The sequence below is a fragment of the Pelagibius sp. Alg239-R121 genome, assembly GCF_947331435.1.
Classification (GTDB): Bacteria; Pseudomonadota; Alphaproteobacteria; order Kiloniellales; family Kiloniellaceae; genus Denitrobaculum.
This window is the reverse complement of the sequence record NZ_CAMZOF010000001.1, coordinates 991,183-1,016,673: the sequence shown is the minus strand read 5'-3', so window position 1 is coordinate 1,016,673 and position 25,491 is coordinate 991,183. Positions and strand designations below refer to the sequence as shown.

Below are 25,491 nucleotides of genomic sequence, written 5' to 3'. Positions count from 1 at the left end.
GCTCTCGGGTCTTTGTTTTGGCGGGGCTCTGGAATTGCCGGCCTTCGGGACGGCGCTGGTCTGGAATAGTTTTGGAACGCGGCTGCGGGCCTCTGGTTCGCGCGCAGACCGAAATGCCGGTTGGTCGGAGAGTGAAGCTTGTACCCTCGGTAGGGTGATGGAGGGCCTTCGGGTCCGAGTGTCAGGACAATGTCGGTGTCGGCTTCGCCAGGTCTGATATCCAGGGTTCGGATACGTAAACGCCCAGCTGCTTTCAAGTGCTGGGCCGCAAGGCTCTCGAAGCGTCGGGCTGTGTCCCTCACCGGACACAACGCAGTGGGCTCGCCCCCTCTGCACCCGGCGCTTCATTCTTTTTGGTGTTGGAGCGGGCCCTGATCAGACGGACTCACCGTGGGTGATTCTTTATTCTCATGAATAAACTCTACCCGCGCTCCACTCTCGACTTCTTCATAACAGTTAAAGAAGGCGCAACAGACGCCCGAAGACCTGCCTATCGTGGCAGAAGAACCGTGTAGTCAAGATCCAGCACCACAGCCGGGTCGTAGCCGCCGCCCTCGGCCTTGCCAGGAAAATCCGCACAAGCGCGATCCTTGGCGGCGACGCTTCGCAAACGAAGGGCACCGATGTCGCTACGTCCGGGCACCTCAAATCTGTCCAGCACTTCAGACCAAACGTAGATCGTATCGCCTGCAAAACTTGGCGCTGTGTGGGCACCGCCGTTAATCGCCGCAATCTTGACCGCATTCCCCAAGCCATTGAACGTTAAAGCACGAGCCAAGGAGATAACGTGACCGCCGTAAACAATGCGGCGCCCGAAGCGGCCTTCCTTTTCCACGTGGTTGTTGAAATGCACCTTCGCCGTGTTTTGATATAGGCGTGTCGCCATCTGATGCTCGGCCTCTTCGATGGTCATGGCATCGACGTGGTCGATCTTCTCGCCAACCTTATAATCACCCCAACGATGCGGGGCGCCGGCCAGTGTCGTGTCAAAAGCATTGAAGTTCAGCCCCTCGGGCACGACCAAGGCATCCGCAGCGACCGATCCAGGAAGCTCTGGAACGCTTGGTGCGGGCGCGTCCGACAACGCATCCTTTTTGCGCACCATCACCCAGCGCACATAGTCGAGGACCATGTCACCGCGCTGGTTGACGCCACGGGAGTTCACGTAGACCACGCCGGTTTTGCCGTTGGAATTCTCTTTCAATCCAATGACTTCGCTTACGGTTGACAGGGTATCACCTGGATAAACGGGTGCCCCAAAGACACAGTTCGCATACCCCAGATTGGCGATCGCGTTGAGCGAGATGTCGGGCACGGTCTTGCCAAAGACAACATGAAAAGCCAGCAGATCGTCCAGGGGTGCTCGCGCCAGGCCCAAACTCCGTGCGAATTCGTCTGAAGACTGCAAAGCGAAGCGAGAACCGTAGAGCGCGGTGTAGAGCGCCTGATCACCTTCACTCACCGTACGGGGAGTAGCGTGCGGCAGCTTTTGCCCCAGGGCGAAGTCCTCAAAATAATTTCCCGGATTGGTCTTACTCATATATCGGACACCCGTTTCATCGTCATACTTGTAAAGGGATCGTTTCTGCGCTCGCATCCAAACCGGCAAATTCAGTGGGCAGCCCCAGAGGCAAGCTCTTCGATCTTGCCGGCCAGGGCCACCAAACGCTGAGCGCTTTCCACATGCAGATTTTCGATCAGCTTGCCATCGACCACGACAACACCTTTGCCCTCTGCCGCAGCTTCGCTGTGGGCCGCAATAATCTTTTGCGACCAGGCGATCTCGTCCACGCTTGGTGCAAAGGCCGCGTTTGCAGCGGCAACTGTCTTAGGATGGATCAGTGTTTTACCGTCAAACCCGAGTTCGCGCCCCTGGCGGCAAGACGCGGCAAACCCGCTATCGTCCTGCAGGTCCAAGTGGACGCCGTCTACAATCGCCAGACCATACGCCCGCGCCGCCAGAACACAGAGGCTAAGCGACGTCAGAACCGGCGCACGATCAGGCGTATGAGCCGCCTGCAGATCCTTCACAAGATCCGAGGTGCCCATGACGAGACAGGACAAACGACCACTGGCGCCCGAAATCTCGTCGGCGCGTAAAACTCCCAAGGGTGTTTCCATCATGCACATGATCGCCATGTCTTCGGCCGCACCCGATGACACCATCAACGCTTCAAGCTTCTGAACCATGGCCGCGGACTCGACCTTTGGCAGTAGGATGGCATCCGCGCCACAGCCTGCAATCGCCGCGACATCCTCCTGGCCCCAGGGTGTATCCAACCCATTGACCCGCACGATAATTTCGCGCGCCCCGTAGCCACCGGCCAAGACCGCCGCCACGATCTGATTTCGCGCAAGTTCCTTGGTGTCGGGTGCCACCGCGTCTTCAAGGTCCAGAATCAGGGCGTCCGCGGGAAGCCCCCGGCCCTTTTCCAAAGCACGGGCGTTGGATCCTGGCATGTAAAGGACCGAGCGGCGCGGTCTGGCGGATGAAGTCATTAGATCTTCCTGATGGCTCAAATTAACTGCCCGAAGAAGGTCCCTTCTCCAGGAAAGCCAAGACCATATAAAAAACACAAGACGACATAAAGCGGCAAATTGCTGCTATGCAGCATAATGCGGCACCCGCTCCTGACTGCGTATATGCCTTGCTGCGTATATGAATGTCAGCTGCTCAAGGGACCACTCTTCGAAATTTGTCACTGGCCTTCATACTGGATCAACTTGCCCGGCCAGCGCAGCTCAATCCGAACAAAGTAGTGGTGACACCCGCCACTCGACCTCTCCCTTGCTTCGTGAAGGGGTGAAACGCGCCAGGAAGCGGCAAACCCAACTAGAGTGCAGGGCCGAGACGCTCACGCTACAGAGAAGGTATTGCTCATTGAACCCCTTCATCGCCAACCAGCATGCATTGGCCGTCAACCATGGGCCGCATTCCTACTCCCGTTTCGTCTGTCCCGTCCCCGTCCTTTGCAGGCATTCCAGAGGACAAGGACTTGTACGGCAACGGCGTCGTACAACACTTCACAGGCCTCATGAATGATCGGCAGGTAAACCAGTCGCGCTGCCCAGCGATATTTTGGAATAACTGCCCAGATGGCGGCCATGGCATCGACGCCGCTGACAAGTCGCCCGTCGACATTAAAGACATAGAGGCGACGTAAGACATCGGTTTGGCTCAGTCCATAGGCCGCCAGGGCATTTTGATCGCCACTAATACCATGAAATGCAATGGCCAGATCGTTGCGTCGAGCTTCCTTTTGATAGTGTCCAATCTCGCCCGCACAGATCTCACAGGCATCGTCGTAGTACACCCAGCAAATATCATCCTGCTTGGACAGGACTGCCAATTGCGCAGTGGCATCACTGCGCATCAAGTTGCCCAGAGCATCCTCGAGGCTGGGCCAATTGAACTTAAAACCGTAACCTTCGGCCTTCTGGGGTACCACCCTTTGACCAGCAACAAAGAGGTCCGCCAATTCCCCCAACAGACCGCGGAGGACGAAGGCCGGCAGACGAAACAGAAGCGGTCTTTTTGCTTGCACGGCAAGCTTTTGGGAAAAGCCTTCGTTCGTAACCGGCATCGGAGCGGTTGCGTTAAGCGGCCCGGAAACATCATCGCGGTCCAGGACGAAAAGGATCAGGCGCACCAGATCCTCCAAATGAATCCAGGACATCCACTGGCGGCCACTTCCCATCACCGCACCGAGACCCAGCTTGATCGGTCGTGCGAGTTGGGGAAAGGCGCCGCCGCCACGCCCGAAAACCAATCCGATCCGCAGCAGGCATACCCGAATGCCAAGACCATCCGCTTTCCCGGCCGCCTGTTCCCATTCACAGCAGAGTCTGGACATGAAGATGTCCTGCGGCCGTCCGTTCTCGCGTACGAGCTCATCGTTACGCCGGCCGTAATAGCCCACGGCCGAACCATTGATCAAAACTTGAGGCCGCCGATTTAGGCGGCGCATCAACGACATCAGTGCTTGTGTGGTGTCGACCCGGCTCGAAATCATCTTTTCTTTTCGGTGTTTGCTCCACAAACCGCCCAGAAGAGGCTCCCCGGCCAGATTAATCACCGCATCAATGTTCCTGTTCGCCGGAATATCATCAAGCATGCAGATACTTTCGGCATGCGGCCCGAAGAGATAATCAGTCTTCGCTGTGTTTCGAGCCAGAACAATAATTTTATCGCCGCGTTCGACCAGCGCACGCACCAACACTCGGCCGATGAACCCGGTCGCTCCGGTCACCAGGATACTCAACGGTTCCTGCTTACGACCGGGAAGGATTGGGCTTCTTTTCCATTCCGGCAGCGACAACCGCACGACAACCCAAAGGTCATAGAGTGCCCAAGCAAACACACCCAGGCCGTAGGCTGTCATGATCCAGGACAGCGCCCCGTAGTTCACGGCGGTAAATCCACTCTCCGCGCCGCTCCATTGCCAGACAACTGGCAGAAAAAAGGCTAGAATTGCACCGAAATTGACAGCGAGCACCGTATGGATGATCCGTTCGAATTTCGGAAGTTTTCGCGTCTGATCTTCAATCACGAAATCCCAAAGCGTGACCAGGACTTCAATCGCCAACAGGACCAACAGAACAAAAGCCCAGGCACCCTGCCATGCAAACCAGGCGATCCCAATGAAGATCACGGCATAGAGAAACTCGCGGATGGTGTGCAACTTCAGTTCGGCACGGGCGTCTGGCTTAGAAGACAGTTTCTCGGTGATCTCGTGATGCCATAGATTGTCGAAGAAGCCGACCAAACCCTGGACAGCGAAGAGAATAAGGGCCGTATTCATCGCGTCACTCCTTCTCCTTAAAGGTACCGTCTTGAGTGAAGGTCACACCCAGGTAGCGGTGCCGGATCGTCATTTGGAACCTGAACCAGCCATCGCCGAGATCGCTGTGAATCACGTGCGCGACACCGGGCGTTATCCAATGAGGCAAGTGGATCGAAAACCTGCCAAACCTCCAAAAATACTCCCGGCTCAGAAAGTGCAGCTTGCAGTCGCGTTCAAAAACCTTCAGGCGCATGCCAAAACCGCCGCCAACGCACTCCAGAAGCATATTGTCGCTTGTGAAAATCTTGGTCGAGGTGACCGCTATCGGCACTTGGCCGGGAAAGAAATAGATCCGGTCCCAGACCATTCCGCCCTTTGCCGGGTTGCTATGAACGCGGACCTCAATGGGAACATCGACCCCGTCAAATGGAGTCAAGGGTGTCCCAAAAAGACGGCAGAACTGTGCAATGAAATATCCCGCCCAGGATCGGCGCACACTTTGCATCGTGCCTTGGTAGGTAACATCGTCGGCGGCTGAGCTGCTGGCAAAGCGCATCTGGATCGAGGCTGGGAGGCGTCTCCAGCCGCTTTTGCCAACCAGAGCATCAAAATCATGCTTTTCGTGAGCCCCTTCTCTCGGATCCGAGTGCGGTCCTTGGCGTTTCGCAATTCGTTTCTCAGCGGCAGAGCGTCGCGACCCAGGCAATCTTGTCCTCAAAACCCGTTGAGTGAAGCTACCTGCATTCATCTCGCTCTCCTCTCTTTATTACCTGTATTATCAGAAAATTCTGTATAGACAGAAATATCAGATAAAATTTTTTACTTTTTGATCACGAACTTTGAGACCTTGCGCCCCATTTTTAACAATTTAATGAGTACGGGTTTCGGCAGTCGACTGACCTGCTCATACCAACTCGTCAAGGTTTCCATAAACGCCAGGATGCCGGCGATACGGGCTTTGACATCTTCGGGCGTTTCACGGTCGTTCTGCACCTCTTCCACACACTGTCTGAGCATGGTCAAGGTTGGGTCGATTTCCCGTGCTTTGCGCCCCTCTACAATAGTGATCAGCATGTCCCATGTTTCACCCTTAACCAGGAACTGATCGCGCCGATCCCCCATCACATGAGTCCGGGCGGCCAGACCCCAGGTGAGTAATTCCTTTAAGCTGTTACTGACGTTAGAACGTGCCATGTTCAAGGTGTCGGCAATTTCTTCTGCGGACATCGGTTTGCCATGGAGATACAGCAGAGCATGAACCTGCGACACCGAGCGATTGACGCCCCAGCGCGTGCCCATCTCCCCCCAATGCAGAATATATTTTTCCATAACTGGTGTTAGTTTCATTTCTTCTGTTATTTCTTTCATGACAGAATTTACTGAATAAACTTACTTTACAGTCAATCGACCTCAAGAGTCAATTCCAAGCCTGGCACAGTAAGATCCAATATCCTCTGATAGTTCCTGTCCAATTCCGAGATCGATCGGGTTTGCGCGCTCCTACGCGTCTAAGAAGTTGAAATTTAATCTATTTTGTTCAAACTGTTTAAAACAGTACCTAGGCCTCTTTAGCTTTGGCGATATCACGGAACTCAGATGGCAATTCTATCTGTCCAATCCCACGTCTGTTACGGCCATGTCGGCAATGCAGCAGCTGTCTTTCCTCTGCAGCGCATGGGCTTTGAAGTCTGGCCGGTGCATTGCCTGCAGTACTCCAATCATCCGGGCTATGGAGACTGGGAAGGAGAGGTTTATGCCGCCTGTCAGGTTGCCGACCTGCTCAAAGGCATCGAACGGCGTGGTGTTCTTTGCAACTGCGAAGCGATCCTCTCCGGTTATCTGGGCACAGCAGGACTAGGCGAAGCTCTGTTGGATACGGTTGCGGCGGTCAGAGCAGCCAACCCTGATGCGATGTTTCTCTGCGATCCGGTGATGGGTGATGCGGACACAGGGGTCTATGTTCAGCCGGAGATTCCCGGCTTCATGCGCGAAAAGGCATTGAAATTCGCAGACATCATCACACCGAACCTTTTCGAACTCGGTCTTCTTGCACAATCGGATGTTCGCGACCAAGCTACGGCGATAACGGCCTCACGGCGCCTACTCAACGATCCTCAGAACCGGCTCAAGGCTGTGGTGGTCACGTCGGTCGCCGTCAACTCAGACATTCCGGGCGCAAACGACCGCATCGGTATCCTGTCCGTGACCCGCGAGGAAGTCCATCTGGCCATCACATCCAAACTGGACTTAGAACCTCCCGTAAAGGGTACGGGCGATCTTTTCGCTGCCCTGTTCCTCGCCGGCTTCCTGCGGAGTAAAGGTGACGCAGAGTTGGCACTACAGAATGCCACGGCGGCACTTTACGCGGTCATAGCAACGACTCAACGCAATGGTTCGGCTGAACTCTGCCTCGTCGCAGCGCAAGACAAAATTGCCTCGCCCAGCCGAAAGCATATCGAAGTTACTCGTATCCTGGATTGACCTTCCGCTCCCCTTAGATCAAAACACGATTGAGGCGCGCGAACAGAGAGAACAGACATGACGGAACTGCACAACTTCATCGACGGCCTGCCCAAGGCCGAACTGCATCTGCACATCGAAGGCACTCTTGAGCCCGATATGATGTTTGCTCTGGCAGAACGCAATAGAGTTGTCTTGCCCTATGCCTCTGTCGAAGAAGTGCAAGCCGCCTACAGCTTCAGCAATCTGCAGGAATTCCTCAATCTCTATTATCAGGGGGCGCAAGTTCTGATCACCGAACAGGACTTTTATGACCTCACCGTGGCTTATCTGAAACGCGCCCGTGCGGACAACGTCATCCACACAGAAATCTTTTTCGACCCGCAGGCCCACACGGTGCGTGGCATTAATTTCGATACCGTGGTCAACGGTATTGCAAGGGCCATGGACGACGCAGAGCGCGATCTGGGGATCTCCTCCGAACTCATTCTTTGTTTCTTGCGTCATTTGAGCGAAGAAGAAGCCCTGGAAACTTTTTCCATAGCATTGCGGCATCGCGAAAAGATAATCGGTTTCGGCCTGGATTCTTCTGAGAAAGGGCATCCGCCGGCCAAATTCCAGCAGGTTTTCAGTTTGGCCAAGGACGAAGGCTTCCGCATCGTCGCCCATGCGGGTGAGGAGGGACCGCCGGATTATGTTTTCGAAGCTTTGGATCTTCTGAAGGTCGATCGAATCGACCATGGAAACCGTGCGTTGGAAGATGCCGCGCTGATCGAACGTTTGGCGCACGAAGCCATGCCGCTGACAGTCTGTCCGCTCTCCAACTTAAGTCTGGCAGTGGTCAAAGACCTCGCAGACCACCCGTTACGCCGCATGCTGGACGCCGGCTTGATGGCAACCCTGAACTCGGACGATCCCGCTTATTTTGGTGGCTACGTGAACCAAAATTATAAGGCGATGCAGAGCGCGTTAAATTTGACGCGGGACGAACTCGCACTTCTCGCCCGCAATTCCTTCGAGGCTTCCTTCATCTCTGAAGGTCGTAAGGCGAAGCTGATGGCGCGTCTGGATGGCTATCTGGCGCAGGCTTAAAGCGGCGAGAGATTATTCCGGCCAGCGGCCGGCGCGTTTCGCAGCGACTGCGGTAGTTAACGCCTGGCGAACATGTTCGAACACAGGCTCCCACTCGCCGGCGGCGTCTTGCCGGAACAGCTTCATCGAAGGATACCAGGGCGTCGTCTCATCTTCGCCCCGATAGAGCCAGTAGGTCGCCTTATTAAGCAGGTTCCAGACCGGACGCCCCAGGGACCCGGCGAGATGCGCGACCGAACTGTCCGTCATGATCACCAGATCCAATTCATTGAGCACAGCAGCCGTTTCGGCGAAGCTGTCGAGCTGCTCGCCGATTGCCGTCACGACTGCACCGCCGCCTGCAATTTCCAAATCCCCGGATCTTGGGCCTTTTTGCAATGCGTAAAGATCCACACCCGATACCTCGGCAAAGGGCAGGAAATTCTCGACACCGACCGCACGCTTGCGATTGCCTTTAAAGGTTACACTGCCGGACCAGACGATCCCGACCTTGAAACGCGCGTCCTGGCGCAGCAGCACCTGCGCCTTCTGCCGCGCATAGTCCGGAATATGGAGATTGGGTGGTGGCGGCAGATTTTCATCCGACGCCCCGAAAATCCCCGGCAGGGACATGATCGGCACCTCGAGGTCGTAATCGTCGTCTGATTCGCCCGGCTCGACCATTCGGTCAATGCCCTCGATATCTGAAAAGAGGTCCTGCAACGGTGCCTTGCATTCCAGGATAACTCTGCCGGCCGCGGCGCCTTCTCCGGCACGCTCCTTTATCAAAGGAATAAAACGGCTGGTTAGGATGGAGTCGCCGAAACCCTGCTCGGCAAAAACCAACAGTGTTTTGCCTTCGAAGCCTTCACCCTGCCAGCGGGGCACAGCGACAGGCCGCTTGGGAAGCTCGCCAGTCTGCCAACGAGTCTCGTAGGCGGCCCAGCCTTCGCGAAACCGGCCCAGGTGCAAAAGTGCAATAGCCCGGTCCCACCGAGGATGTGGGTCGCCGGGCTTCAGCGCGATCGCCGCCTCCAACTCGACCAGTGATTGCTCGTAGAGCGCCGACTCACGCAGTGCGATGCCGTAGTTGTATCGGATGTTGAAGTCGTCCGCTTGTGCCGCAGCCGCTCTGCAATGAGCATCGAGCGCTTCTTCCAGGCGATCCATGTCCTTGAGTGCGTTGCCCAGGTTCCCGGTAATCCCCGGATCGCCGGGAACAATCTCAAGCGCACGCTTGTAAGCAATCACAGCCGCTGGAAAGTCTCCCTTGGTGCGGAGTGCCACACCCAGGTTGCCCCAGACTCCGGCGTGTTCGGGCGCCATCTGAAGAATCTTGCGGTAGGCAATAATGGCGAGATCGATCTTACCCTGCCGATGCAGCGCTGCCGCGCGTTGAAACAGCTGGTCAGGCGTTACCTGATCCGCAATGTCACTCGCCATAGAGTCTCCACTCTTAAAGACAATCGAATCCGGCGGCGTCACAGATAAATTGGGAAATGAGGTAACGCCGCCGCCAGCCCGCCATGGTCGTGCCTAATCTCAGTGAAGGCGAAACCGATTTAACTCAAGTGCTCCCGTACCAGCAATTCCGCAATCTGAACAGTGTTCAGCGCTGCACCCTTGCGCAGATTGTCGGAAACGACCCACATGGAAAGGCCGTTGTCCACGGTCGGATCGGTCCGAATCCGGCTGACATAAGTCGAGTCCTCGCCGGCACATTCGGCAGGCGTTACGTATCCTTCATCCTGGCGATGATCGATGACCGTGATTCCGTCCTGCTCCCGGAGCGCGAGACGTGCCTGTTCAACGGTAATCGGTTGCTCGAACTCCATGTTCACGGCTTCACTGTGACCAATGAAAACCGGAATACGGACACAGGTTGAGGTCAGTTTGATTGCCGGATCAAGGATCTTCTTGATCTCAACCATCATCTTCCACTCTTCCTTCGTATAGCCGTCGTCCATGAAGCTATCGATATGTGGAATTGCGTTGAACGCGATCTGCTTGGTGAACTGTTCCTTTTTGATGGCGTCGTTCACAAAGATCGCCCGGGTCTGGTTGAAGAGTTCGTCCATACCGTCCTTACCGGCACCACTGACCGCCTGATAGGTCGCAACCACGACCCGCTTAATCTTAGCCAGTTCGTGCAGTGGCTTAAGAGCCACGGCGAGCTGAATGGTCGAACAGTTGGGATTGGCGATGATGTTACGCTTGGTGTAGCCGGCCAGCGCCTCGGGGTTCACCTCCGGCACGATCAGCGGAACATCCGGATCCATACGGAAGTGCGAGGTGTTGTCGATCACGACGGCACCGGCCTGCGCGGCCTTGGGGGAATACTCGGCGGAGACCTTCGCACCCGGAGAGGACAGCACGATATCGATACCAGCGAAATCGAAGGTGGCCAGGTTCTGAACTTTCAAAACGTGATCTTCACCATAGGAAACTTCGGATCCGGCGGAACGCTCGGAAGCCAGCGCGACCACTTCGGAGGCGGGAAACTTGCGCTCCGACAGCGTCGTCATAAGTTCCCGTCCAACGGCGCCCGTTGCACCCACTACCGCTACTTTATAAGCCATGTCTAATATCTACCAACTTGATCAATCTCGATTTCCGGCGTTGAATTAAGCGGGATCGAGCAAATATGCAAGATAACCAGAGAGACAAACCGGCCACGTGGCCCGAAAACTCTCTGGAAAGTGAAGAAAACCATGGCGGAACGCAGTCCCGACTATCGCGCATTCTGGCCACGCTATCTGGCCGAACACAGCAAACCGACCACCCAGTTGCTTCATGCCATCGGCACGGGCCTGGGTCTGGTGCTGCTGGTAATCGCCATTGTCACGACGCATTGGTGGCTCCTGCCGTTTGCCCTGGTAACCGGCTATGCTTTCGCCTGGATCGCTCATGCCATGGTTGAGCGGAATACGCCGACGACCTTTACCCATCCCTGGTGGTCGTTCATTAGCGATTTCCGCATGTTCGCGCTGTTCATCACCGGCCGCCTGGGCCGCGAACGCACGCGTTACAATCTCGATTAGGTCATCGTATTTATTCCTCATCCCACTGGATCCGTCCAAATCGGTTTCAATCAACGGGCCAAAAAAAAGGCCGCCTCAAGGGCGGCCCGTTACCATTCCTTGAAGCGCATGCGTCAGTTCGCCGTAGTCTCCGGTTTCAGAGTCATCGGCGCCGAGCCAGTGCTGGTGGTGGTAGTCGGAATCAGGGTTTGTGCGGTCTGGGTATCGTTCTGCGCGGATTTCATTCCGCTACAGGCATAGACCGCCGCAGGTGCTAGCAGGAACGCGACAAGAGTCAATGCGGCCGCAGTCACTGCAACTGACTTTCTCATTTCTTCGTTTCCTTTCAAGCTTCGCAACTGCAGCAAGACTACGCGTGAACAGCTTCGGCGTCAAACCGGCATTATGCCGCCAGGCTGTCGAGTGCTGCCAACACGGCGTCGCCCATCCCCGTAGTTGAGACCAGGTTCGAACCCGGAGCCACGATATCGCCAGTCCGCTGACCATCATTCAGGACCTGCTTAACCGCATTTTCGATCAGATCTGCATCGGCCCCCAGATCGAAGGAATAGCGTAACATCATGGCAAAACTCAGCAGGGTGGCCAGCGGATTTGCCTTATCCTCACCTGCGATATCAGGGGCGGAACCATGCACTGGTTCGTACATGGCTTTGCGGCGGCCGCTCTCGTCTACGTCGCCCAGAGACGCGGAGGGCAGCATGCCGAGCGATCCGGTCAGCATGGCCGCCGTATCTGACAGCATATCGCCGAAGAGATTGTCCGTGACGATGACGTCGAACTGCTTCGGCGCACGAACCAGCTGCATCGAGCAGTTATCCGCGTACATATGAGACAGTTCCACATCGTCATAGCCGGCGGCATGCAGCTTGGTTACTTCGTCGCGCCAGAGCACGCCGGATTCCATGACATTGGCCTTTTCGACCGAGCAAACCCGGTTGTCGCGCTTGCGGGCAAGGTCGAAGGCTACGGCCGCGACCCGCTTGATTTCCGAAGTGGTGTAGACCTGAGTGTTGATGCCCCGGCGCTCGCCATTAGGCAGATCCTCAATACCGCGTGGCTCACCGAAATATACGCCACCGGTCAGTTCCCGGACGATCATGATATCCAGGCCGGACACGATCTCGGACTTCAGGGTTGAGGCGTCGACCAGCGCATCGAAACAAAGGGCCGGCCGCAGATTGGCAAAGAGCTGCATTTCCTTTCGCAGGCGTAGCAGGCCGCGTTCCGGCTTGATGCTGAAATCCAGATCATCCCACTTCGGCCCGCCGACCGCGCCCAGCAGCACGGCGTCCGCATTCATGGCCTTTTCCATAGTGTCGTCGGTCAGGGGAACGTTATGGGCATCGAGCGCGGCACCGCCGACCAGATCTTCCTCAAGATCGAAGCCGACAGCCTGACGCTTATCAAACCAATCCACAACGCGGCGCACTTCGCGCATCACCTCGGGACCGATACCGTCGCCCGGAAGAACCAGAAGTTTTTTATTGGATGCCATGTCTCAGAAGTTCCCCGCTAGAATCTTAATACGCGCGCGCTGCCTGACCAGGGGGGCCGGCACCGCGTCAGTTCTTTAATGTCCGGAAATTTACGCCCAGGGCTGGGAGAGCTTACGGCGCTCCTCGAAGCTGTCGATCTTTTCGCCCTTTGCCATGGTCAAACCGATGTCGTCCAGGCCGTTCATCAGGCAATGCTTACGGAAGGCGTCGATTTCAAAGGAAATCGTTCCACCGTCAGGTCCCTTGATCTCCTGCGCTTCCAGGTCGACCGAAATGACCGCATTAGCGCCACGGCCTGCGTCATCCATCAAGAGATCGACCTGCTCCTGCGGCAGGGCGATAGGCAGAATGCCGTTCTTGAAACAGTTGTTGTAGAAGATGTCCGCGAAGCTCGGTGCAATGATGCAGCGAATACCCGCATCCAAGAGCGCCCAGGGTGCATGCTCGCGCGACGAACCGCAGCCGAAGTTGTCGCCCGCGACCAGGATCTGCGCATCTTTATAGGCCGGCTGGTCCAGTATGAAGTCCTTCGCATTGCCATCCTCGTCCGTGCGCAGCTCATAGAAGAGACCCTCGCGCAGACCGGTGCGCTTGATGGTCTTCAGGAACTGTTTCGGGATGATCATATCGGTGTCGATATTGACCAGGGGAAGCGGTGCCGCCGTACCGGTCAGCTTGTCGAATTTATCCATGGTTCCGTCTTTCTTCCTTACCCAGCTAGCCGCGTTAGCCCAGTTCACGCACGTCGGTGATGTGACCGGTCACCGCTGCAGCCGCGGCCATACCCGGGCTGACCAGGTGCGTGCGTCCGCCGCGACCCTGACGGCCCTCGAAATTCCGGTTCGAGGTCGAGGCGCAACGTTCGCCCGGTGCCAACTTGTCAGCGTTCATGGCAAGACACATGGAGCAACCCGGTTCACGCCAGTCGAAACCAGCTTCGATGAAGATCTGATCCAAACCCTCTTCCTCGGCCTGTTCCTTCACCAGCCCCGAACCGGGGACTATCATAGCCCGCACGTTCTCGGCCACCTTGCGGCCCTTGGCCACGGCGGCAACTTCACGCAGATCCTCGATCCGGCCGTTGGTGCAGGAACCGATAAAGACGGTATCCACCGCGACTTCGCTGATCGGCGTACCGGCGGTCAGGCCCATGTAGTCCAGGGAGCGTTCAATGGCGCTGCGCTTGTTGTCATCGGGTGCTGCATCAGGACCGGGAATGGATGCAGAGACCGGGATGACGTCTTCCGGGCTGGTGCCCCAGGTGACCTGCGGCTCGATATCGGCAGCCTTAAGCACGAGCTCCTTGTCGTAGCTCGCACCTTCATCGGACGGCAGTGTCTTCCAATAGGCCAGCGCCTGTTCCCAGGCCGCGCCCTTGGGCGACATAGGCCGTCCCATGATGTATTCGAAGGTCTTTTCGTCCGGTGCAATCAGCCCGGCGCGCGCACCGCCCTCGATCGACATGTTGCAGACCGTCATGCGGCCTTCCATGGAGAGATCGCGGATCGCCTCACCCGCATATTCGATGACATAGCCTGTGCCACCCGCAGTCCCTATCTTACCGATAATCGCCAGCACCATGTCCTTGGCGGTCACGCCGACCGGGAGCTTGCCTTCGACCGTGATGCGCATGTTCTTGGCGGGTTTCTGGATCAGGGTCTGGGTCGCCAGCACGTGCTCAACCTCGGAGGTCCCGATCCCGAAGGCCAGCGAACCGAAGGCGCCATGAGTGGCGGTATGGCTGTCGCCGCAGACAATGGTCATGCCCGGCAGGGTAAAACCCTGCTCCGGCCCGATAATATGGACGACACCCTGACGCACGTCGTCCATGCCGAACAATGGTACGCCGAACTCGTCGCAGTTCTTGCTGAGTTGTTCGACCTGAATCCGACTTTCCTCATCGTCGATACCCTGCGCCCGGCCCGAGGTCGGGACGTTATGATCGGGCACCGCAAGGGTTGCCTCGGGGCGTCGGACGGTCCGGCCGGTCATGCGCAGACCCTCGAAGGCCTGCGGGCTGGTGACTTCATGAACCAAGTGGCGGTCGATATAGATCAGACAGGTGCCGTCGTCCTGACGATCGACCAGGTGACTGTCCCAGATCTTATCGAACAAGGTGCGTGGTGCGGACATCGTGCTTCTTCCTTCTTCGACTAGGCGTTGCCCAGCCATTCTCCCTCGGAAACCCGGCACCCGAAGCCCTCAAGAGGGCAACCCACCTCAGGTCGGGGCACGCAAAGGTCTCACGCAATTCTCATTGAGGCGCCGGAGAATAACCACTTCGCCCGCGCGGGAAAAGTCTTACTGTAAAGGATTGGCGCATAGCAGGCATTCGTGGGGGTATGAAGAGTGATATGGAGAAGTTTTGAACAGGATATCCGATGAAGAAGCCCTGCTAGAGCTGATTTCTGAAGAACTGGCGATAAAGCGCGATCGGCTTAGAGATGAAACCACCCTGTGCCGAGAACTAGGCGTCGCAGGATTGGACGGCGCCGAGCTGCTTGAAGCCATCGGCAAGCGCTTTGGAATTGATGTCTCCGAGGTTGAGTGGTGGCGATATTTCGGTCCAGAGGTGGGTTACGACCCCATTCGCCATCTCTTAGCAGTCCTCAGTAGCAAGAATTTGACCGAGGATATCGTCACCTTGCGGATTTCAGATCTGAAACGCATAGTTGCAGCTGGAAAATGGATTGAATCCATTGGATAGCACAGGAGCAATTTTGAAGTATGAATCACCCGAAACGTCCCGTATTTCCTTCTACATTGACGGTGAGGCGCGCTGCATAAAGATACCCCCACGCCGGAATTGGTTCATCATCGCTTTTCTCGGTATTTGGTTCTGCATGTGGACGATTGGGGGCGTCACAATTGGCTTGGTTGCCATCGTGGGTGTCCTGAATGCTTCAGCCGAAGGGTTAGTCTTGGGACTATTCTCGTGCTTCTGGCTGGCAGTGTGGTGTTATGTTTTTGCGATTTTGTCTTGGAAGATTTTTGGTCATGAAATTATTGCGATTGAGGCTGAAGGAATATCTCACACGCTCAAGTCGCCGCTCTTTGCCCGAACCAAAAGTTACCGACTTTCGGATATCACGCGCCTCAGGTGGTCTGAGCAAAATGCGGCGATTTCCTTGTACACTAACTTCCCAGGTTTCTTTTCAAGCGCCAATTACGGTGCGTTGCACTTTGACTACGGGGCAAAGACGATTTCCCTCGGCAATGGTGTCGACTCTGGTGAAGGTTATCACATCATAGACGCCATCGAAACTGCCCGACGCAAAGATGAAGTGGCATGACCTTCAAGAGGTTAAGTCGCTTCTGACGAACACCTTTCCGCTCCACTATTTGCCGCCCGCCCCCTCCCTGTGACATTCTCCCCGGAAGCGAAACCAGACCCACACGGCAACCATCATGTTCGAGAGCTTTAAGCAGGAACGTATTGACACCGGCGAGGTCGAGATCAACCTGCGCCGGGGTGGCAGTGGGCCGCCGTTACTGCTGCTGCACGGCTATCCGCAGACCCATGTCATGTGGCACGGGGTGGCACCCTTGCTTGCGCAGAACTTCACGGTGATCTGCGCGGACCTGCGGGGTTACGGGCAGAGCGCCAAGCCCGCGGGTGAGGCGGATCACTCCACCTATTCCAAGCGCGCTATGGCGACGGACATGGTACGGGTCATGGAGCATCTGGGCTATACGCGCTTCCGGGTCGCCGGACATGACCGCGGCGGGCGGGTAACCCACCGGCTGTGTCTGGACTGGCCCTATCATGTGGAGCGCGCGGCGGTGCTGGATATCGTGCCGACCCATAAGCTATTCGCCACCACCAATCAGGCGGTTGCAACCGGCTATTACCACTGGTTTTTCCTGATTCAACCCAACGGTCTGCCCGAGCGCATGATCGGCCAGGATCCGGATTTCTACCTAAAGGAAAAACTTGGCCGCTGGTCGGCGCTGAAGGAGAACTTCGCGCCGGAAGCGGTCGAGGCCTACTTGCGTGCATTCCGCGACCCGGCCTGTATCCACGCGACCTGCGAGGACTACCGCGCCGCCGCCTCCATCGACCTGGAACACGACCAAGCGGACATGGACAAGAAGATCGACTGCCCACTGCTGGTGCTCTGGGGCCTGCGTGGCCTGATGCACCAGAACTACGACGTGCCGGCCACCTGGCGCGATCGCGCCGGCGACGTCACCGCCAAGGGCATCGACTGCGGCCACTTCATTCCTGAGGAACGTCCCCTCGAGACCCTGGACGCCCTCGCCAATTTCTTCGCGGAGTAAGGACAACGCCCATTTGGGTTTTGGTATCTACTCCAGAGCTCGTAGCCACGGCCTTCCGGCGCAAAGTCGCGGAAGAATCATCCCTCATTGTCCCGGCCTGCCGCCGCGCCGGCACGGACCATCACGTCGAGCAAACGGCCGACCCGTTCGTAACGTTCCTGGCCCGCGGCCGGGAAGAGATTCTGATAGCCTACGAAGGTCGCGTATTCGACTTCGGCCAGCAGGGCCGCATCGCTGTCAGGCAGGTCAAATTCCTGCGCATTGATCTCGGCGAGATAGCCGATACGGCGACCGTCGACCCGCTCAACGGCATTGCGAGCCGCCTGGTCAGTGGCGGCCATACGCCGGATCGCGGTCTCTACGCCCTGATCCAGGGCCGCCGCCAGTTGGTTCAGCGCCGCCCGCTTTGCGCGCGGGTCGTCGTGGCGCTCGACCTCCCTGATGACCGCTTCGGTGTGGTGCTGACTCCAATGGTCCAGCATGGCAGTTACAAAGACCGCCCGATCCTCGAAGTGATGATAGAACGAACCCCGTGTCTTGTTGGCTGCGCCGCACAGCCGGTCAATGCGGAGAGCTCCCGGCCCCGCAGTAGCAAGCTGACGCAGGCCGATTTCCAGCCAATCCTGCCGCCCGAGGCGTTTGGCTTTTTCGGCCGGCGAAAAATGATCGCTGTGGCTCATGGAAGACCCGCGATTTAGATTAAACCTGCAAGGCCGAGCAGGGTGATGGGTAGGAAGAGCGCCCACTGGATCATATGTTTCGGATCGAGCCGCTTCCACAAAATCAGCGCAATGTTCCAGAGTGCGAAGCTGGCCGCCAGCCCCGTCAGCATCACGTTCAGCGCCATCGCTTCCGGAGCAGTGCTGCCGTAAGCATAGCCCCCGGCCATAGCAAGCAACACAATGCTGACAATGTGCCAGCAGTAATACTGGGTATGCTTGGGCACTGTGGTCAGATCCCCGGCTTCCATCAAAGGCCGCGCGATATGCCGACCACCGGCCAGGATATGGATCAGCGCCGTCGCCAGAGACGCCACAGCGGCAGCTGCAAGCCAGGTGTTCATTACACGCTCCTTAGGTACTGAAGTTCAAAGTTAGAGGCCGGGTTTGGGACCGAAATCAAATGACGCTTTCCTCGTCGTCCATCACCTGGACAGGCGGGGCAAGCATCGCAGGACGATCATCTATTAATAACATACCATATAGTATGGTCTGTTTTGTGTAAAGAGAGGGCAGACAGCACGCAAAGGTGGAGACAGATTGAAAAAGCACGGCTATTCTCCGCGCTGCACCCAGTGCTTTTTCATCCAACCGCTACCAAGAGAAACAAGACGAACCAGCGCGGGTCTTTGTGTGTCGTTCAATTCGCTTTCCGCGTGCGATGTACCGCTTCACAGGACACATGACCTCACCGAGCAATTGCCCTCCCCAAGTACATGGCCTTCCCGAGCATCTGATTGAGACCCCGGCTTTTGAACAACAGCAACAAAGACAAAACACCCAGTCAGATAACCCTCCGTCCCGCAACGGATGCAGACTGTGCGGCCCTATCCCGACTGGCGATAACGTCCAAGGCGCACTGGGGCTATGACGATACCTTCCTCAAAGCCTGTGAAGAAAGCCTGACTGTAACGCCCGCGCTGTTGGCTGAACATCGTGTTATCTTGGCGCAAAGCGGGGCGGCAGCGCAGTGCAAGGCCGACGCTGTATCTGATGAGGGCGCAGGTGAGCCCCTTGGCTATTATGCGCTCTCCCAGGATCGGAACGAAGCCGAAGTCGCGCACTGCTTTGTCAGCCCGGCGGCCATCGGCAAGGGGATCGGTGGGAGGCTCTGGAAAGACCTGGAGGCCTTTGCCCTGTCTCAGGGCGCGACGCAGCTGACGGTCCTTTCGGACCCCAACGCGGCTGGCTTCTACCGCAGAATGGGAATGGAAGACGCGGGAACCGAGCCTTCAGATGTATTCGGCTCCGCCCGGCCGCTGCCGGTCCTGAAGAAGCGCCTTGGTTCATGAATCCGAGGACGAATGAGAGCGTGAACCGGGCCCAAATCGAACGCAGGGAAACGGAATCTTAACAAGGCTACAACCCATAGTGTGCCCGTTGCCGGGGGAATCTATGCAGGATGACTAGCATCACTAAGATTGAACCGTTATGCTTGCTGCAAACTTATAAGTTTTAATTTAACGAAGAGACTTAGTCCATTGCCCTTTAAAGATGATTCCATCCAGGCTCCTGTCCTGAGCGCCCAAGACGGTCAGGGAAACAGTGTCGATCAGAGCTCCGGTCAGTTTGCAGTCTATGACGGACAGGCCGGCCCGATTACAAAGATTGCCGCCGTCAACGCAATTCTGGGGCTCTTTACCCTTGGTATCTACCGGTTTTGGGGTAAGACGCGCATGCGGCAACACCTATGGAGCCGCATCACCATTCTGGGCGACCGCCTGGAATACACCGGCACACCGAAAGAGCTGTTACTCGGGTTCCTGTTCGCTGCGGTCATTATGGGCCTGATATCAATTGGGCTGTACGTCATTAATATCCTGATACCTTCCGTCGAGGGCCAGGTGGTTGTTACGATTTTGTACGTAATCGGCCTCTATTTCCTGACCTTCTTCGCGATCTTTCGGGCGCGCCGCTATCGGCTGACGCGGACCCAGTGGCGCGGAGTCCGCTTTTCCCAGACGGGTACCGGACGTGGTTATGCTTTTCGGGCGATGGGCCTTTTGCTGTTAACCGGTATCACCCTCGGCCTTTGTTACCCCTATATGCAGACCCGCCTGCAGGAGTACCGAACCAACAACACCTGGTTCGGCAACCGCAACCTGGTCTTTGACGGCCTTGCCTACGATCTCTTCTGGAAATGGGTGCTCGCCCTTGTTCTCTATATTCCGACCCTGGGCATCTCGATCCTTTGGTACAACGTCAACGAGTTCCGCTATTTCACCTCCCGCACCCGCTTCAGTAGCTTGAGCTTCTCAAGTTCACTGTCCACGATGAACGTCTTTCTGATATTGCTGGTCTACGGCATCGCAGTCGGTGTCCTCTGGATCGCACTCTCCACAGCTGCGGAAAGCGTCGTCGACTTCGGTAGTCTCTCGGTAACGATGGAAGCAGGTCAGGCTCCGGACATTTCGCCGGAATTGGTGTTGGGGATTGTGGTCATGGCTCTGATCTTCGTTTCGCTCATGAATGTCCTGCGCTTTACGCTCTATCTGCACCCGATGATCCGGGCCGTCAGCGAGACCCTGATGGTGACGGGATCGATCGATGTGGATGACATCAAGCAGAGTGACGCGGAACGCGGTTCACGCGGGGAAGGCTTCGCGGACGTCCTGGATGTCGGGGCAATCTGACGTTGATCGACTACCAGGGCAGCTTCAATGATGGTCGATCGGCAGGAAGACAGGAGGTTTCGGTCAGCCTTGGCACCGACGGCCTGTCGATCACGGGCGCAGGCCTGACAGAACCGGTTTTTTGGCCCTACAACGAACTGGTTGCGGTTGACAACATCGCATCTCAGGCGCCTTTCCGAATTGGCTGTGCCTCCTGGCCGGACGCCCGTCTCACACTCGAAGACCAACGGCTGCTCGCCGATTTTCGTGTACATGCGCCTCAACTTTTCGGACCACCTGTCTCCAAACGGCTGCGCAATGCCGTCGCGGCAATAGCCGGGGCTGGTCTTCTCGGCGCTTCAATCTGGTTCGGGCTGCCACTCGCATCGCGTTTCGTCGCCTCCATGATCCCGATTTCCTGGGAAGTTGCTCTATCCGACCAGTTTGCGGATGAGATCGTGGAACAATTTGCCTCCATGACCGGCGATTCCCCGAGGGTCTGTAACAATGAAGAAGGGGCGCTCGCACTCGACAGGCTGGTGACGCAACTCGCCGAGGCCGACGGAAGCCCTTATGAGTTCGACGTAAAAGTTATCGACGGCAAGTTGAACAACGCCTTCGCCTTGCCTGGCGGCCGCGTGTTCATCTTCCGCGGACTGTTGGAATTTGCCGAAAACCCGGATGAAGTATCCGCGGTTCTTGCGCATGAAATGGGTCACATCACGCACCAACATGGCACCAGAGCCATCGTTCAAGGCCTGGGAGTCAGCTTCGTATTCTCGGTGCTCTTGGGTGACATGGGTGGCGGAGTGATCGCCGCTGCAGGTGAAATCCTGCTGCGTATGTCCTACAGCCGGGACGCTGAATCCGAGGCCGACGACTCAGCAATCGACCTGTTGCAGAAGTCCGGCCTGCACGTCGGTGGTCTGTCGAGCTTCTTTAAGAGGCTCGCACAGGAAGATGGCGACCTGCCCTCGGCGCTACAGCTGCTCTCAACCCATCCCTCCAGCGAGAAACGGGCGCAACTGACAAACGGCCTTGAGGATGTCGGCCGTGTTGCTCTTTCTGATACGGACTGGAAAGCCCTCCAAGACATCTGCAAACAATAAGGCCAGCCGGCTAAAACAACAAAACCCGCGCTCTCCAGCGTGAGAGGCGGGTTGTCGTTCCGCAAATCGCTGCCTGCCTAACCTGCAGTTAAGACAGAGTGTCATGCGGCGGAAAGCCGCAAGACTCAGCAACCTCGGTGGTCAGCGGGAATTAACCCTTGGCGGCTCGGACGGCAGCCTTCTGCGCAGCCTTGGCATCTGCTGCGACCTGACGCTCGGCAGCAGCGGCCTTACCGGCTGCACCCGTGGTCTTCTCGGCAATACGCGCCGACTTACCGCGACGGCCGCGCAGGTAGTAGAGTTTCGCACGACGGACATCACCGCGGCGAACCAACTCAACTGAGGCCAGACGCGGGCTGTAGAGAGGGAATACACGCTCGACGCCTTCGCCGTAAGAGATCTTACGGACGGTGAAGGAGGAGTGCAGTCCGCGGTTTTTGCGGGCGATGCACACGCCTTCGAAAGCCTGGATACGCTCGCGCGTGCCTTCGATGACCTTCACGTTGACGCGAACGGTATCGCCTGGGGCGAATTCCGGTGCAGAACCCTTGGCGCTCAGCGCAGCGACCTGCTCTTGTTCGATCTGCTGGATCGTATTCATCGCTCTATTCCTTACTCTTCGTCTGCACGGTTCATACCGCGCGCTTCGTTTCTTCGCTTCAGGTACCGCGCCCAGAGATCGGGCCGCCGCGCCTTGGTAATTTCTTCCGCCTGAGCTAAGCGCCACAGGCGTATATTGTCATGATGCCCCGACGTCAAGACCTCAGGCACCTCGCGCCCCTGCCAATTGGCCGGACGCGTGTAGAGGGGATACTCAAGCAATCCCTCCTCGAACGACTCTTCGTGCGAAGATTCGTTATTCCCCATAACCCCTGGCAGCAGCCGTACAACGGCGTCCATCAGCACCAGAGCCGCCGGCTCACCGCCGGACAAAACATAATCGCCGACACTGACTTCGACGATGTTGTGGGCGTCCAGCACCCGCTGGTCCACCCCCTCGTATCGGCCGCAAAGCAACGTTACACCCGGCTCTGCAGCAAGACCTCGGACAAAGTCCTGATCGATCAGCCGCCCACGGGGCGACAAGTACAATAGCGGCCCCGGTTGTTCCGCAACCGATGCCAGGGCGGCACCCACCACATCTGGACGCATGACCATGCCTGCGCCGCCACCAGAGGGTGTATCGTCGACGGAGCGGTGTTTATCGCTTGCGAAACTGCGAATGTCCACCGTTTCCAGCGACCAAAGGCCCGATTTCAGCGCCCGTCCCGCCAGCGATTGCCCCAGCGACCCGGGGAACATCTCCGGGTAGAGGGTCAGAACCGTCGCTTCCCAACAAAACTTATCTTGCGACGCAGTGTCGGTCACCTTGCCGCCTCTCTTTTCAATCGTCCTCTAACATAGCTTTAAGAGGCAGATTCACCTGTCTCCACCTCTTCCGGCAACTCCACGACGACCCGGTTTCCCGCAAGATCCACGACCGGCACCACCTGCTTGGTGAAAGGCAGCAACCAGGACTTTCCCACGTCAGGCAGAACCTCGAGCAAATCACCACCGCCGAAGTTATGCATGGCCTTCACACTGCCAAGCACAGCGCCGCTATCGTCCTCGACCCGCAACCCGATCAAATCGGCGTTGTAGAACTCTTCCTCGTCCTCCGGTTCCGGCAGAACAGAACGCGAAACGTAGAGGTTTGTGCCATGTAGCGCCTGCGCTTTGTCGCGGTCCGCAATCCCGGCGATCGCAACCAGCACAGCGCCTTTCACCTGTCCCTTAATGGTCAGATCGAAGGTTCGCCGGCCTCTGACATCGCTCAGCGGACCATAGGACCCAATGTCCAGGGGCTCAGCAGTAAAACTTTTGATCCTGACCAATCCCCGCACACCATGCGCGCCGGCTACGACGCCGAGACAGACTCTGTCATCGGCAGTGTCAGCCTTCGGCATTGATGGTGCGCGAGACTCAACCATGGATCAAACCCGCAGCCAATCGGCCTAAGCTTCGGCAGCTTCCTCAGCCGGGGCTTCTTCAGCGGCAGGCGCCTCTTCAGCAGGAGCTTCAGCAGCAGCCTTAGAAGCCTCTTCGGCTTCGCGCTTGGCTTCGGCTTCCATTGCAAGACGCTCCTGGGCCTTTGCCTTGGGCTGGTTTTTCTTGGTTTGGTTCGGAACGGCAGGCGCCGCATAAAGGTCATTGGCGGCCAGGATACGCGCAACACGGTCCGTCGGCAGGGCGCCAACCGACAGCCAATGCTTGATACGCTCATCGTTCAGCTTCACCCGATCGGGGTGATCTTTCGGGACCATCGGATTGTAGGCTCCGACCTTCTCGATGAAGCGGCCATCGCGCGGGCTGCGCGTATCGGCAACAACAACGCGATAGTATGGGCGTTTCTTGGCGCCACCACGGGCCAAACGGATTTTTACGGACATCGGACTTCCTTCTACTCTTATTCTCTCGGTCCGGCCCTTCAGCCCTGACCATCGTTAAGCAATATTTTCTCGTTTACTCAAATCTAAATCAGATTCCGGGAAACTCAGATCACTGGGGGAAGCCGCCACCTGGTGGCATTAATCCCGAAAGGCCTTGTCGCATCATGCCTTTCTTTCCCATCTTCTTGACTTTTTTCATCATGCGGTTGGCTTCCTGATACTGCTTCAGGAGTTTGTTGATTTCCTGCACCGTGGTGCCGGAACCGCCCGCAATACGGATCTTTCGACTTGCCTTGATCAATTCCGGCTTCGCTCGCTCACCCGGCGTCATGGAGGACAGCATCGCAAGCTGGCGCTTAACCATAGAGTCGTCGAGCTTCGCATTCTGCATCTTGGCCATTTGGGCCTTGTTCATGCCGGGCAGCATGTTCATCAGGCTGGAGAGCCCACCCATTTTTTGCATTTGCTTGAGCTGAGAGGCCAAGTCGTCCAGATCGAACTTGCCCTTCTGCATCTTCTTGGCAAGTTTTTCGGCATCTTCCGCCTCGATGGTTTCCGCGGCTTTCTCGACCAGCGAAACCACATCGCCCATGCCCAGGATCCGCGAAGCAATACGGTCCGGGTGAAAATCTTCCAGCGCATCAAGCTTTTCGCCAGAACCCAATAGCTTGATGGGGCAACCGGTCACGGCCCGCATTGACAAGGCCGCTCCACCGCGCGCGTCGCCATCGACACGTGTCAGCATGATACCTGTCAGGCCGACTTTTTCCTTAAAGGCGGAAGCGACGTTGACCGCATCCTGCCCGGTCATGGCGTCCGCAACCAGCAGAGTCTCGTGCGGCTTTGTCGCATCGCGTACCGCGGCGACTTCGGCCATCAGTTCCTCATCGATAGCGAGACGGCCCGCGGTGTCGAGCATCACCACGTCGTAGCCTTCCAGCGCGCCGCTTTGAAGCGCGCGCTTGGCAATCGCCACCGGCTTTTCGCCGGGAACAATATTCAAGGTCTTGACGAGGGCCTGCTCACCGAGAACCCGCAGCTGTTCCTGAGCGGCCGGACGCCGTACGTCCAACGAGGCCATCAGGACTTTTTGCTTCTCTTTACCGCTCAGCCGCAGCGCAATCTTCGCGCAGCTTGTCGTCTTACCGGAGCCCTGCAGGCCGACCAGCATAATGACCGTCGGCGGGGTCGTAGTAAGATTAAGCGCAGAGTGTTCCGAACCAAGGGTCTCGATCAGATGGTCGTTGACAACCTTGACCACCATCTGGCCCGGTGTAACGGAGCGCAGAATTTCCTGTCCGAGTGCCTTTTCGCGAACGCCTTCGACGAAATCCTTGACCACGGGCAGAGCAACGTCGGCCTCAAGCAACGCCACGCGAACCTCGCGCAAGGCCGCTGAAACGTCCTCTTCGCTAAGGGCACCGCGCCGGCGAAGCTTGTCAAAGACATCGCCAAGGCGTTCTTGAAGGCTCTCAAACATCCCGGTCAG

The 25,491-nt window shown here is 57.1% G+C and carries 27 protein-coding genes; 9 read left to right on the top strand and 18 right to left on the bottom strand.

Annotated elements, in window-relative coordinates; translation table 11 throughout:
- Window positions 1-490: 490 nt before the first annotated feature.
- The 5 genes from QMZ18_RS04505 to QMZ18_RS04485 all read right to left on the bottom strand — a co-directional run bounded on the left by QMZ18_RS04505 (window position 491) and on the right by QMZ18_RS04485 (window position 6,152).
- On the bottom strand, window positions 491-1,540 hold the full coding sequence (locus tag QMZ18_RS04505) for a MaoC family dehydratase (protein ID WP_282605030.1): 1,050 nt from the start codon (window positions 1,538-1,540) through the stop codon (window positions 491-493).
- Between the two features lie 71 nt (window positions 1,541-1,611).
- The gene (locus tag QMZ18_RS04500) at window positions 1,612-2,499 is read right to left on the bottom strand and encodes a CoA ester lyase (protein WP_282605029.1); all 888 of its coding nucleotides are present in this window, start codon (window positions 2,497-2,499) and stop codon (window positions 1,612-1,614) included.
- A 419-nt stretch (window positions 2,500-2,918) separates the two neighbouring features.
- Entirely contained in the window at window positions 2,919-4,802 is a 1,884-nt protein-coding gene (locus QMZ18_RS04495; RefSeq protein ID WP_282605028.1) for a TIGR01777 family oxidoreductase, read from the bottom strand.
- Between the two features lie 4 nt (window positions 4,803-4,806).
- Window positions 4,807-5,532: a DUF4166 domain-containing protein gene (locus tag QMZ18_RS04490; protein WP_282605027.1), complete on the bottom strand. Its 726-nt coding sequence runs from the start codon at window positions 5,530-5,532 to the stop codon at window positions 4,807-4,809.
- 71 nt (window positions 5,533-5,603) lie between these two features.
- Window positions 5,604-6,152 (bottom strand): GbsR/MarR family transcriptional regulator, encoded by a 549-nt coding sequence (locus QMZ18_RS04485; RefSeq protein WP_282605026.1) that lies wholly within the window; start codon window positions 6,150-6,152, stop codon window positions 5,604-5,606.
- 228 nt (window positions 6,153-6,380) lie between these two features.
- Here QMZ18_RS04485 and pdxY point away from each other — a divergent pair, with 228 nt between their 5' ends.
- Together pdxY and QMZ18_RS04475 are read left to right on the top strand one after the other, a co-directional pair.
- Complete coding sequence (pdxY, locus tag QMZ18_RS04480) at window positions 6,381-7,265, top strand: pyridoxal kinase PdxY (protein WP_282605025.1); 885 nt, start codon at window positions 6,381-6,383, stop codon at window positions 7,263-7,265.
- Between the two features lie 57 nt (window positions 7,266-7,322).
- Window positions 7,323-8,336: an adenosine deaminase gene (locus QMZ18_RS04475; protein WP_282605024.1), complete on the top strand. Its 1,014-nt coding sequence runs from the start codon at window positions 7,323-7,325 to the stop codon at window positions 8,334-8,336.
- A 12-nt stretch (window positions 8,337-8,348) separates the two neighbouring features.
- Here QMZ18_RS04475 and QMZ18_RS04470 read toward each other — a convergent pair whose 3' ends face one another.
- Both QMZ18_RS04470 and QMZ18_RS04465 read right to left on the bottom strand, forming a co-directional pair.
- Window positions 8,349-9,758, bottom strand: a complete 1,410-nt coding sequence (locus tag QMZ18_RS04470) for a tetratricopeptide repeat protein (RefSeq protein WP_282605023.1) — start codon at window positions 9,756-9,758, stop codon at window positions 8,349-8,351.
- A 119-nt stretch (window positions 9,759-9,877) separates the two neighbouring features.
- On the bottom strand, window positions 9,878-10,894 hold the full coding sequence (locus QMZ18_RS04465; RefSeq protein ID WP_282605022.1) for an aspartate-semialdehyde dehydrogenase: 1,017 nt from the start codon (window positions 10,892-10,894) through the stop codon (window positions 9,878-9,880).
- Window positions 10,895-11,026: 132 nt separating this feature from the next.
- Between QMZ18_RS04465 and QMZ18_RS04460 the strand changes: the two genes are divergently transcribed.
- Window positions 11,027-11,356, top strand: coding sequence for a DUF962 domain-containing protein (locus QMZ18_RS04460; protein ID WP_282605021.1), 330 nt, complete (start codon window positions 11,027-11,029; stop codon window positions 11,354-11,356).
- Between the two features lie 113 nt (window positions 11,357-11,469).
- On the opposite strand, the gene QMZ18_RS04455 is transcribed toward QMZ18_RS04460, so the two are convergent.
- The 4 genes from QMZ18_RS04455 to leuC form a co-directional block, all read right to left on the bottom strand.
- A complete protein-coding gene (locus QMZ18_RS04455; RefSeq protein WP_282605020.1) occupies window positions 11,470-11,667 on the bottom strand; it encodes a hypothetical protein in 198 nt (65 codons plus the stop codon).
- 71 nt (window positions 11,668-11,738) lie between these two features.
- Window positions 11,739-12,851 carry a 3-isopropylmalate dehydrogenase gene (gene leuB, locus QMZ18_RS04450; RefSeq protein ID WP_282605019.1) on the bottom strand — a complete coding sequence of 371 codons (1,113 nt, stop codon included), beginning with the start codon at window positions 12,849-12,851 and terminating at the stop codon, window positions 11,739-11,741.
- A gap of 90 nt (window positions 12,852-12,941) precedes the next feature.
- Complete coding sequence (gene leuD, locus QMZ18_RS04445; RefSeq protein ID WP_282605018.1) at window positions 12,942-13,544, bottom strand: 3-isopropylmalate dehydratase small subunit; 603 nt, start codon at window positions 13,542-13,544, stop codon at window positions 12,942-12,944.
- Between the two features lie 34 nt (window positions 13,545-13,578).
- A complete protein-coding gene (gene leuC, locus QMZ18_RS04440) occupies window positions 13,579-14,985 on the bottom strand; it encodes a 3-isopropylmalate dehydratase large subunit (protein ID WP_282605017.1) in 1,407 nt (468 codons plus the stop codon).
- 232 nt (window positions 14,986-15,217) lie between these two features.
- On the opposite strand from leuC, the gene QMZ18_RS04435 reads away from it, so the two are divergent.
- The 3 genes from QMZ18_RS04435 to QMZ18_RS04425 all read left to right on the top strand — a co-directional run bounded on the left by QMZ18_RS04435 (window position 15,218) and on the right by QMZ18_RS04425 (window position 17,133).
- Window positions 15,218-15,559 carry a DUF1493 family protein gene (locus QMZ18_RS04435; RefSeq protein WP_282605016.1) on the top strand — a complete coding sequence of 114 codons (342 nt, stop codon included), beginning with the start codon at window positions 15,218-15,220 and terminating at the stop codon, window positions 15,557-15,559.
- Window positions 15,543-16,145, top strand: coding sequence for a hypothetical protein (locus QMZ18_RS04430; RefSeq protein WP_282605015.1), 603 nt, complete (start codon window positions 15,543-15,545; stop codon window positions 16,143-16,145). The genes QMZ18_RS04435 and QMZ18_RS04430 overlap by 17 nt, the downstream gene beginning before the upstream one ends.
- A gap of 115 nt (window positions 16,146-16,260) precedes the next feature.
- Window positions 16,261-17,133 carry an alpha/beta fold hydrolase gene (locus QMZ18_RS04425; RefSeq protein ID WP_282605014.1) on the top strand — a complete coding sequence of 291 codons (873 nt, stop codon included), beginning with the start codon at window positions 16,261-16,263 and terminating at the stop codon, window positions 17,131-17,133.
- Window positions 17,134-17,210: 77 nt separating this feature from the next.
- Here the strand turns inward: QMZ18_RS04425 and QMZ18_RS04420 are convergent, their stop codons facing one another.
- Entirely contained in the window at window positions 17,211-17,813 is a 603-nt protein-coding gene (locus tag QMZ18_RS04420) for a TetR/AcrR family transcriptional regulator (protein ID WP_282605013.1), read from the bottom strand.
- A gap of 14 nt (window positions 17,814-17,827) precedes the next feature.
- Window positions 17,828-18,196: a hypothetical protein gene (locus QMZ18_RS04415; RefSeq protein WP_282605012.1), complete on the bottom strand. Its 369-nt coding sequence runs from the start codon at window positions 18,194-18,196 to the stop codon at window positions 17,828-17,830.
- 408 nt (window positions 18,197-18,604) lie between these two features.
- Between QMZ18_RS04415 and QMZ18_RS04410 the strand changes: the two genes are divergently transcribed.
- The 3 genes from QMZ18_RS04410 to QMZ18_RS04400 all read left to right on the top strand — a co-directional run bounded on the left by QMZ18_RS04410 (window position 18,605) and on the right by QMZ18_RS04400 (window position 21,573).
- Window positions 18,605-19,144, top strand: a complete 540-nt coding sequence (locus tag QMZ18_RS04410; RefSeq protein WP_282605010.1) for a GNAT family N-acetyltransferase — start codon at window positions 18,605-18,607, stop codon at window positions 19,142-19,144.
- A 189-nt stretch (window positions 19,145-19,333) separates the two neighbouring features.
- Window positions 19,334-20,485, top strand: a complete 1,152-nt coding sequence (locus tag QMZ18_RS04405; protein WP_282605009.1) for a YjgN family protein — start codon at window positions 19,334-19,336, stop codon at window positions 20,483-20,485.
- A 2-nt stretch (window positions 20,486-20,487) separates the two neighbouring features.
- A complete protein-coding gene (locus QMZ18_RS04400; RefSeq protein ID WP_282605008.1) occupies window positions 20,488-21,573 on the top strand; it encodes a M48 family metallopeptidase in 1,086 nt (361 codons plus the stop codon).
- A gap of 151 nt (window positions 21,574-21,724) precedes the next feature.
- Here the strand turns inward: QMZ18_RS04400 and rplS are convergent, their stop codons facing one another.
- The 5 genes from rplS to ffh form a co-directional block, all read right to left on the bottom strand.
- Window positions 21,725-22,174 carry a 50S ribosomal protein L19 gene (gene rplS, locus QMZ18_RS04395; RefSeq protein ID WP_282605007.1) on the bottom strand — a complete coding sequence of 150 codons (450 nt, stop codon included), beginning with the start codon at window positions 22,172-22,174 and terminating at the stop codon, window positions 21,725-21,727.
- A gap of 11 nt (window positions 22,175-22,185) precedes the next feature.
- Window positions 22,186-22,941 carry a tRNA (guanosine(37)-N1)-methyltransferase TrmD gene (gene trmD, locus QMZ18_RS04390; RefSeq protein WP_282605006.1) on the bottom strand — a complete coding sequence of 252 codons (756 nt, stop codon included), beginning with the start codon at window positions 22,939-22,941 and terminating at the stop codon, window positions 22,186-22,188.
- A gap of 38 nt (window positions 22,942-22,979) precedes the next feature.
- The gene (gene rimM, locus QMZ18_RS04385; RefSeq protein ID WP_282605005.1) at window positions 22,980-23,543 is read right to left on the bottom strand and encodes a ribosome maturation factor RimM; all 564 of its coding nucleotides are present in this window, start codon (window positions 23,541-23,543) and stop codon (window positions 22,980-22,982) included.
- Between the two features lie 24 nt (window positions 23,544-23,567).
- On the bottom strand, window positions 23,568-24,002 hold the full coding sequence (rpsP, locus tag QMZ18_RS04380; protein ID WP_282605004.1) for a 30S ribosomal protein S16: 435 nt from the start codon (window positions 24,000-24,002) through the stop codon (window positions 23,568-23,570).
- 109 nt (window positions 24,003-24,111) lie between these two features.
- A complete protein-coding gene (gene ffh / locus QMZ18_RS04375) occupies window positions 24,112-25,482 on the bottom strand; it encodes a signal recognition particle protein (protein ID WP_282605003.1) in 1,371 nt (456 codons plus the stop codon).
- Window positions 25,483-25,491: the final 9 nt, after the last annotated feature.

Excerpts from the sequence above, each read along its gene's own strand:
- leuC (WP_282605017.1), bottom strand. The coding sequence starts at position 14,985 with ATGTCCGCACCACGCACCTTGTTCGATAAGATCTGGGACAGTCACCTG.
- QMZ18_RS04460 (WP_282605021.1), top strand. The coding sequence starts at position 11,027 with ATGGCGGAACGCAGTCCCGACTATCGCGCATTCTGGCCACGCTATCTG.
- QMZ18_RS04425 (WP_282605014.1), top strand. The coding sequence starts at position 16,261 with ATGTTCGAGAGCTTTAAGCAGGAACGTATTGACACCGGCGAGGTCGAG.
- QMZ18_RS04505 (WP_282605030.1), bottom strand. The coding sequence starts at position 1,540 with ATGAGTAAGACCAATCCGGGAAATTATTTTGAGGACTTCGCCCTGGGG.
- QMZ18_RS04495 (WP_282605028.1), bottom strand. The coding sequence starts at position 4,802 with ATGAATACGGCCCTTATTCTCTTCGCTGTCCAGGGTTTGGTCGGCTTC.
- QMZ18_RS04465 (WP_282605022.1), bottom strand. The coding sequence starts at position 10,894 with ATGGCTTATAAAGTAGCGGTAGTGGGTGCAACGGGCGCCGTTGGACGG.
- QMZ18_RS04470 (WP_282605023.1), bottom strand. The coding sequence starts at position 9,758 with ATGGCGAGTGACATTGCGGATCAGGTAACGCCTGACCAGCTGTTTCAA.
- leuB (WP_282605019.1), bottom strand. The coding sequence starts at position 12,851 with ATGGCATCCAATAAAAAACTTCTGGTTCTTCCGGGCGACGGTATCGGT.
- QMZ18_RS04455 (WP_282605020.1), bottom strand. The coding sequence starts at position 11,667 with ATGAGAAAGTCAGTTGCAGTGACTGCGGCCGCATTGACTCTTGTCGCG.
- QMZ18_RS04475 (WP_282605024.1), top strand. The coding sequence starts at position 7,323 with ATGACGGAACTGCACAACTTCATCGACGGCCTGCCCAAGGCCGAACTG.
- pdxY (WP_282605025.1), top strand. The coding sequence starts at position 6,381 with ATGGCAATTCTATCTGTCCAATCCCACGTCTGTTACGGCCATGTCGGC.
- QMZ18_RS04415 (WP_282605012.1), bottom strand. The coding sequence starts at position 18,196 with ATGAACACCTGGCTTGCAGCTGCCGCTGTGGCGTCTCTGGCGACGGCG.
- ffh (WP_282605003.1), bottom strand. The coding sequence starts at position 25,482 with ATGTTTGAGAGCCTTCAAGAACGCCTTGGCGATGTCTTTGACAAGCTT.
- rplS (WP_282605007.1), bottom strand. The coding sequence starts at position 22,174 with ATGAATACGATCCAGCAGATCGAACAAGAGCAGGTCGCTGCGCTGAGC.
- QMZ18_RS04500 (WP_282605029.1), bottom strand. The coding sequence starts at position 2,499 with ATGACTTCATCCGCCAGACCGCGCCGCTCGGTCCTTTACATGCCAGGA.
- leuD (WP_282605018.1), bottom strand. The coding sequence starts at position 13,544 with ATGGATAAATTCGACAAGCTGACCGGTACGGCGGCACCGCTTCCCCTG.
- rpsP (WP_282605004.1), bottom strand. The coding sequence starts at position 24,002 with ATGTCCGTAAAAATCCGTTTGGCCCGTGGTGGCGCCAAGAAACGCCCA.
- QMZ18_RS04490 (WP_282605027.1), bottom strand. The coding sequence starts at position 5,532 with ATGAATGCAGGTAGCTTCACTCAACGGGTTTTGAGGACAAGATTGCCT.
- QMZ18_RS04420 (WP_282605013.1), bottom strand. The coding sequence starts at position 17,813 with ATGAGCCACAGCGATCATTTTTCGCCGGCCGAAAAAGCCAAACGCCTC.
- QMZ18_RS04485 (WP_282605026.1), bottom strand. The coding sequence starts at position 6,152 with ATGAAAGAAATAACAGAAGAAATGAAACTAACACCAGTTATGGAAAAA.
- rimM (WP_282605005.1), bottom strand. The coding sequence starts at position 23,543 with ATGGTTGAGTCTCGCGCACCATCAATGCCGAAGGCTGACACTGCCGAT.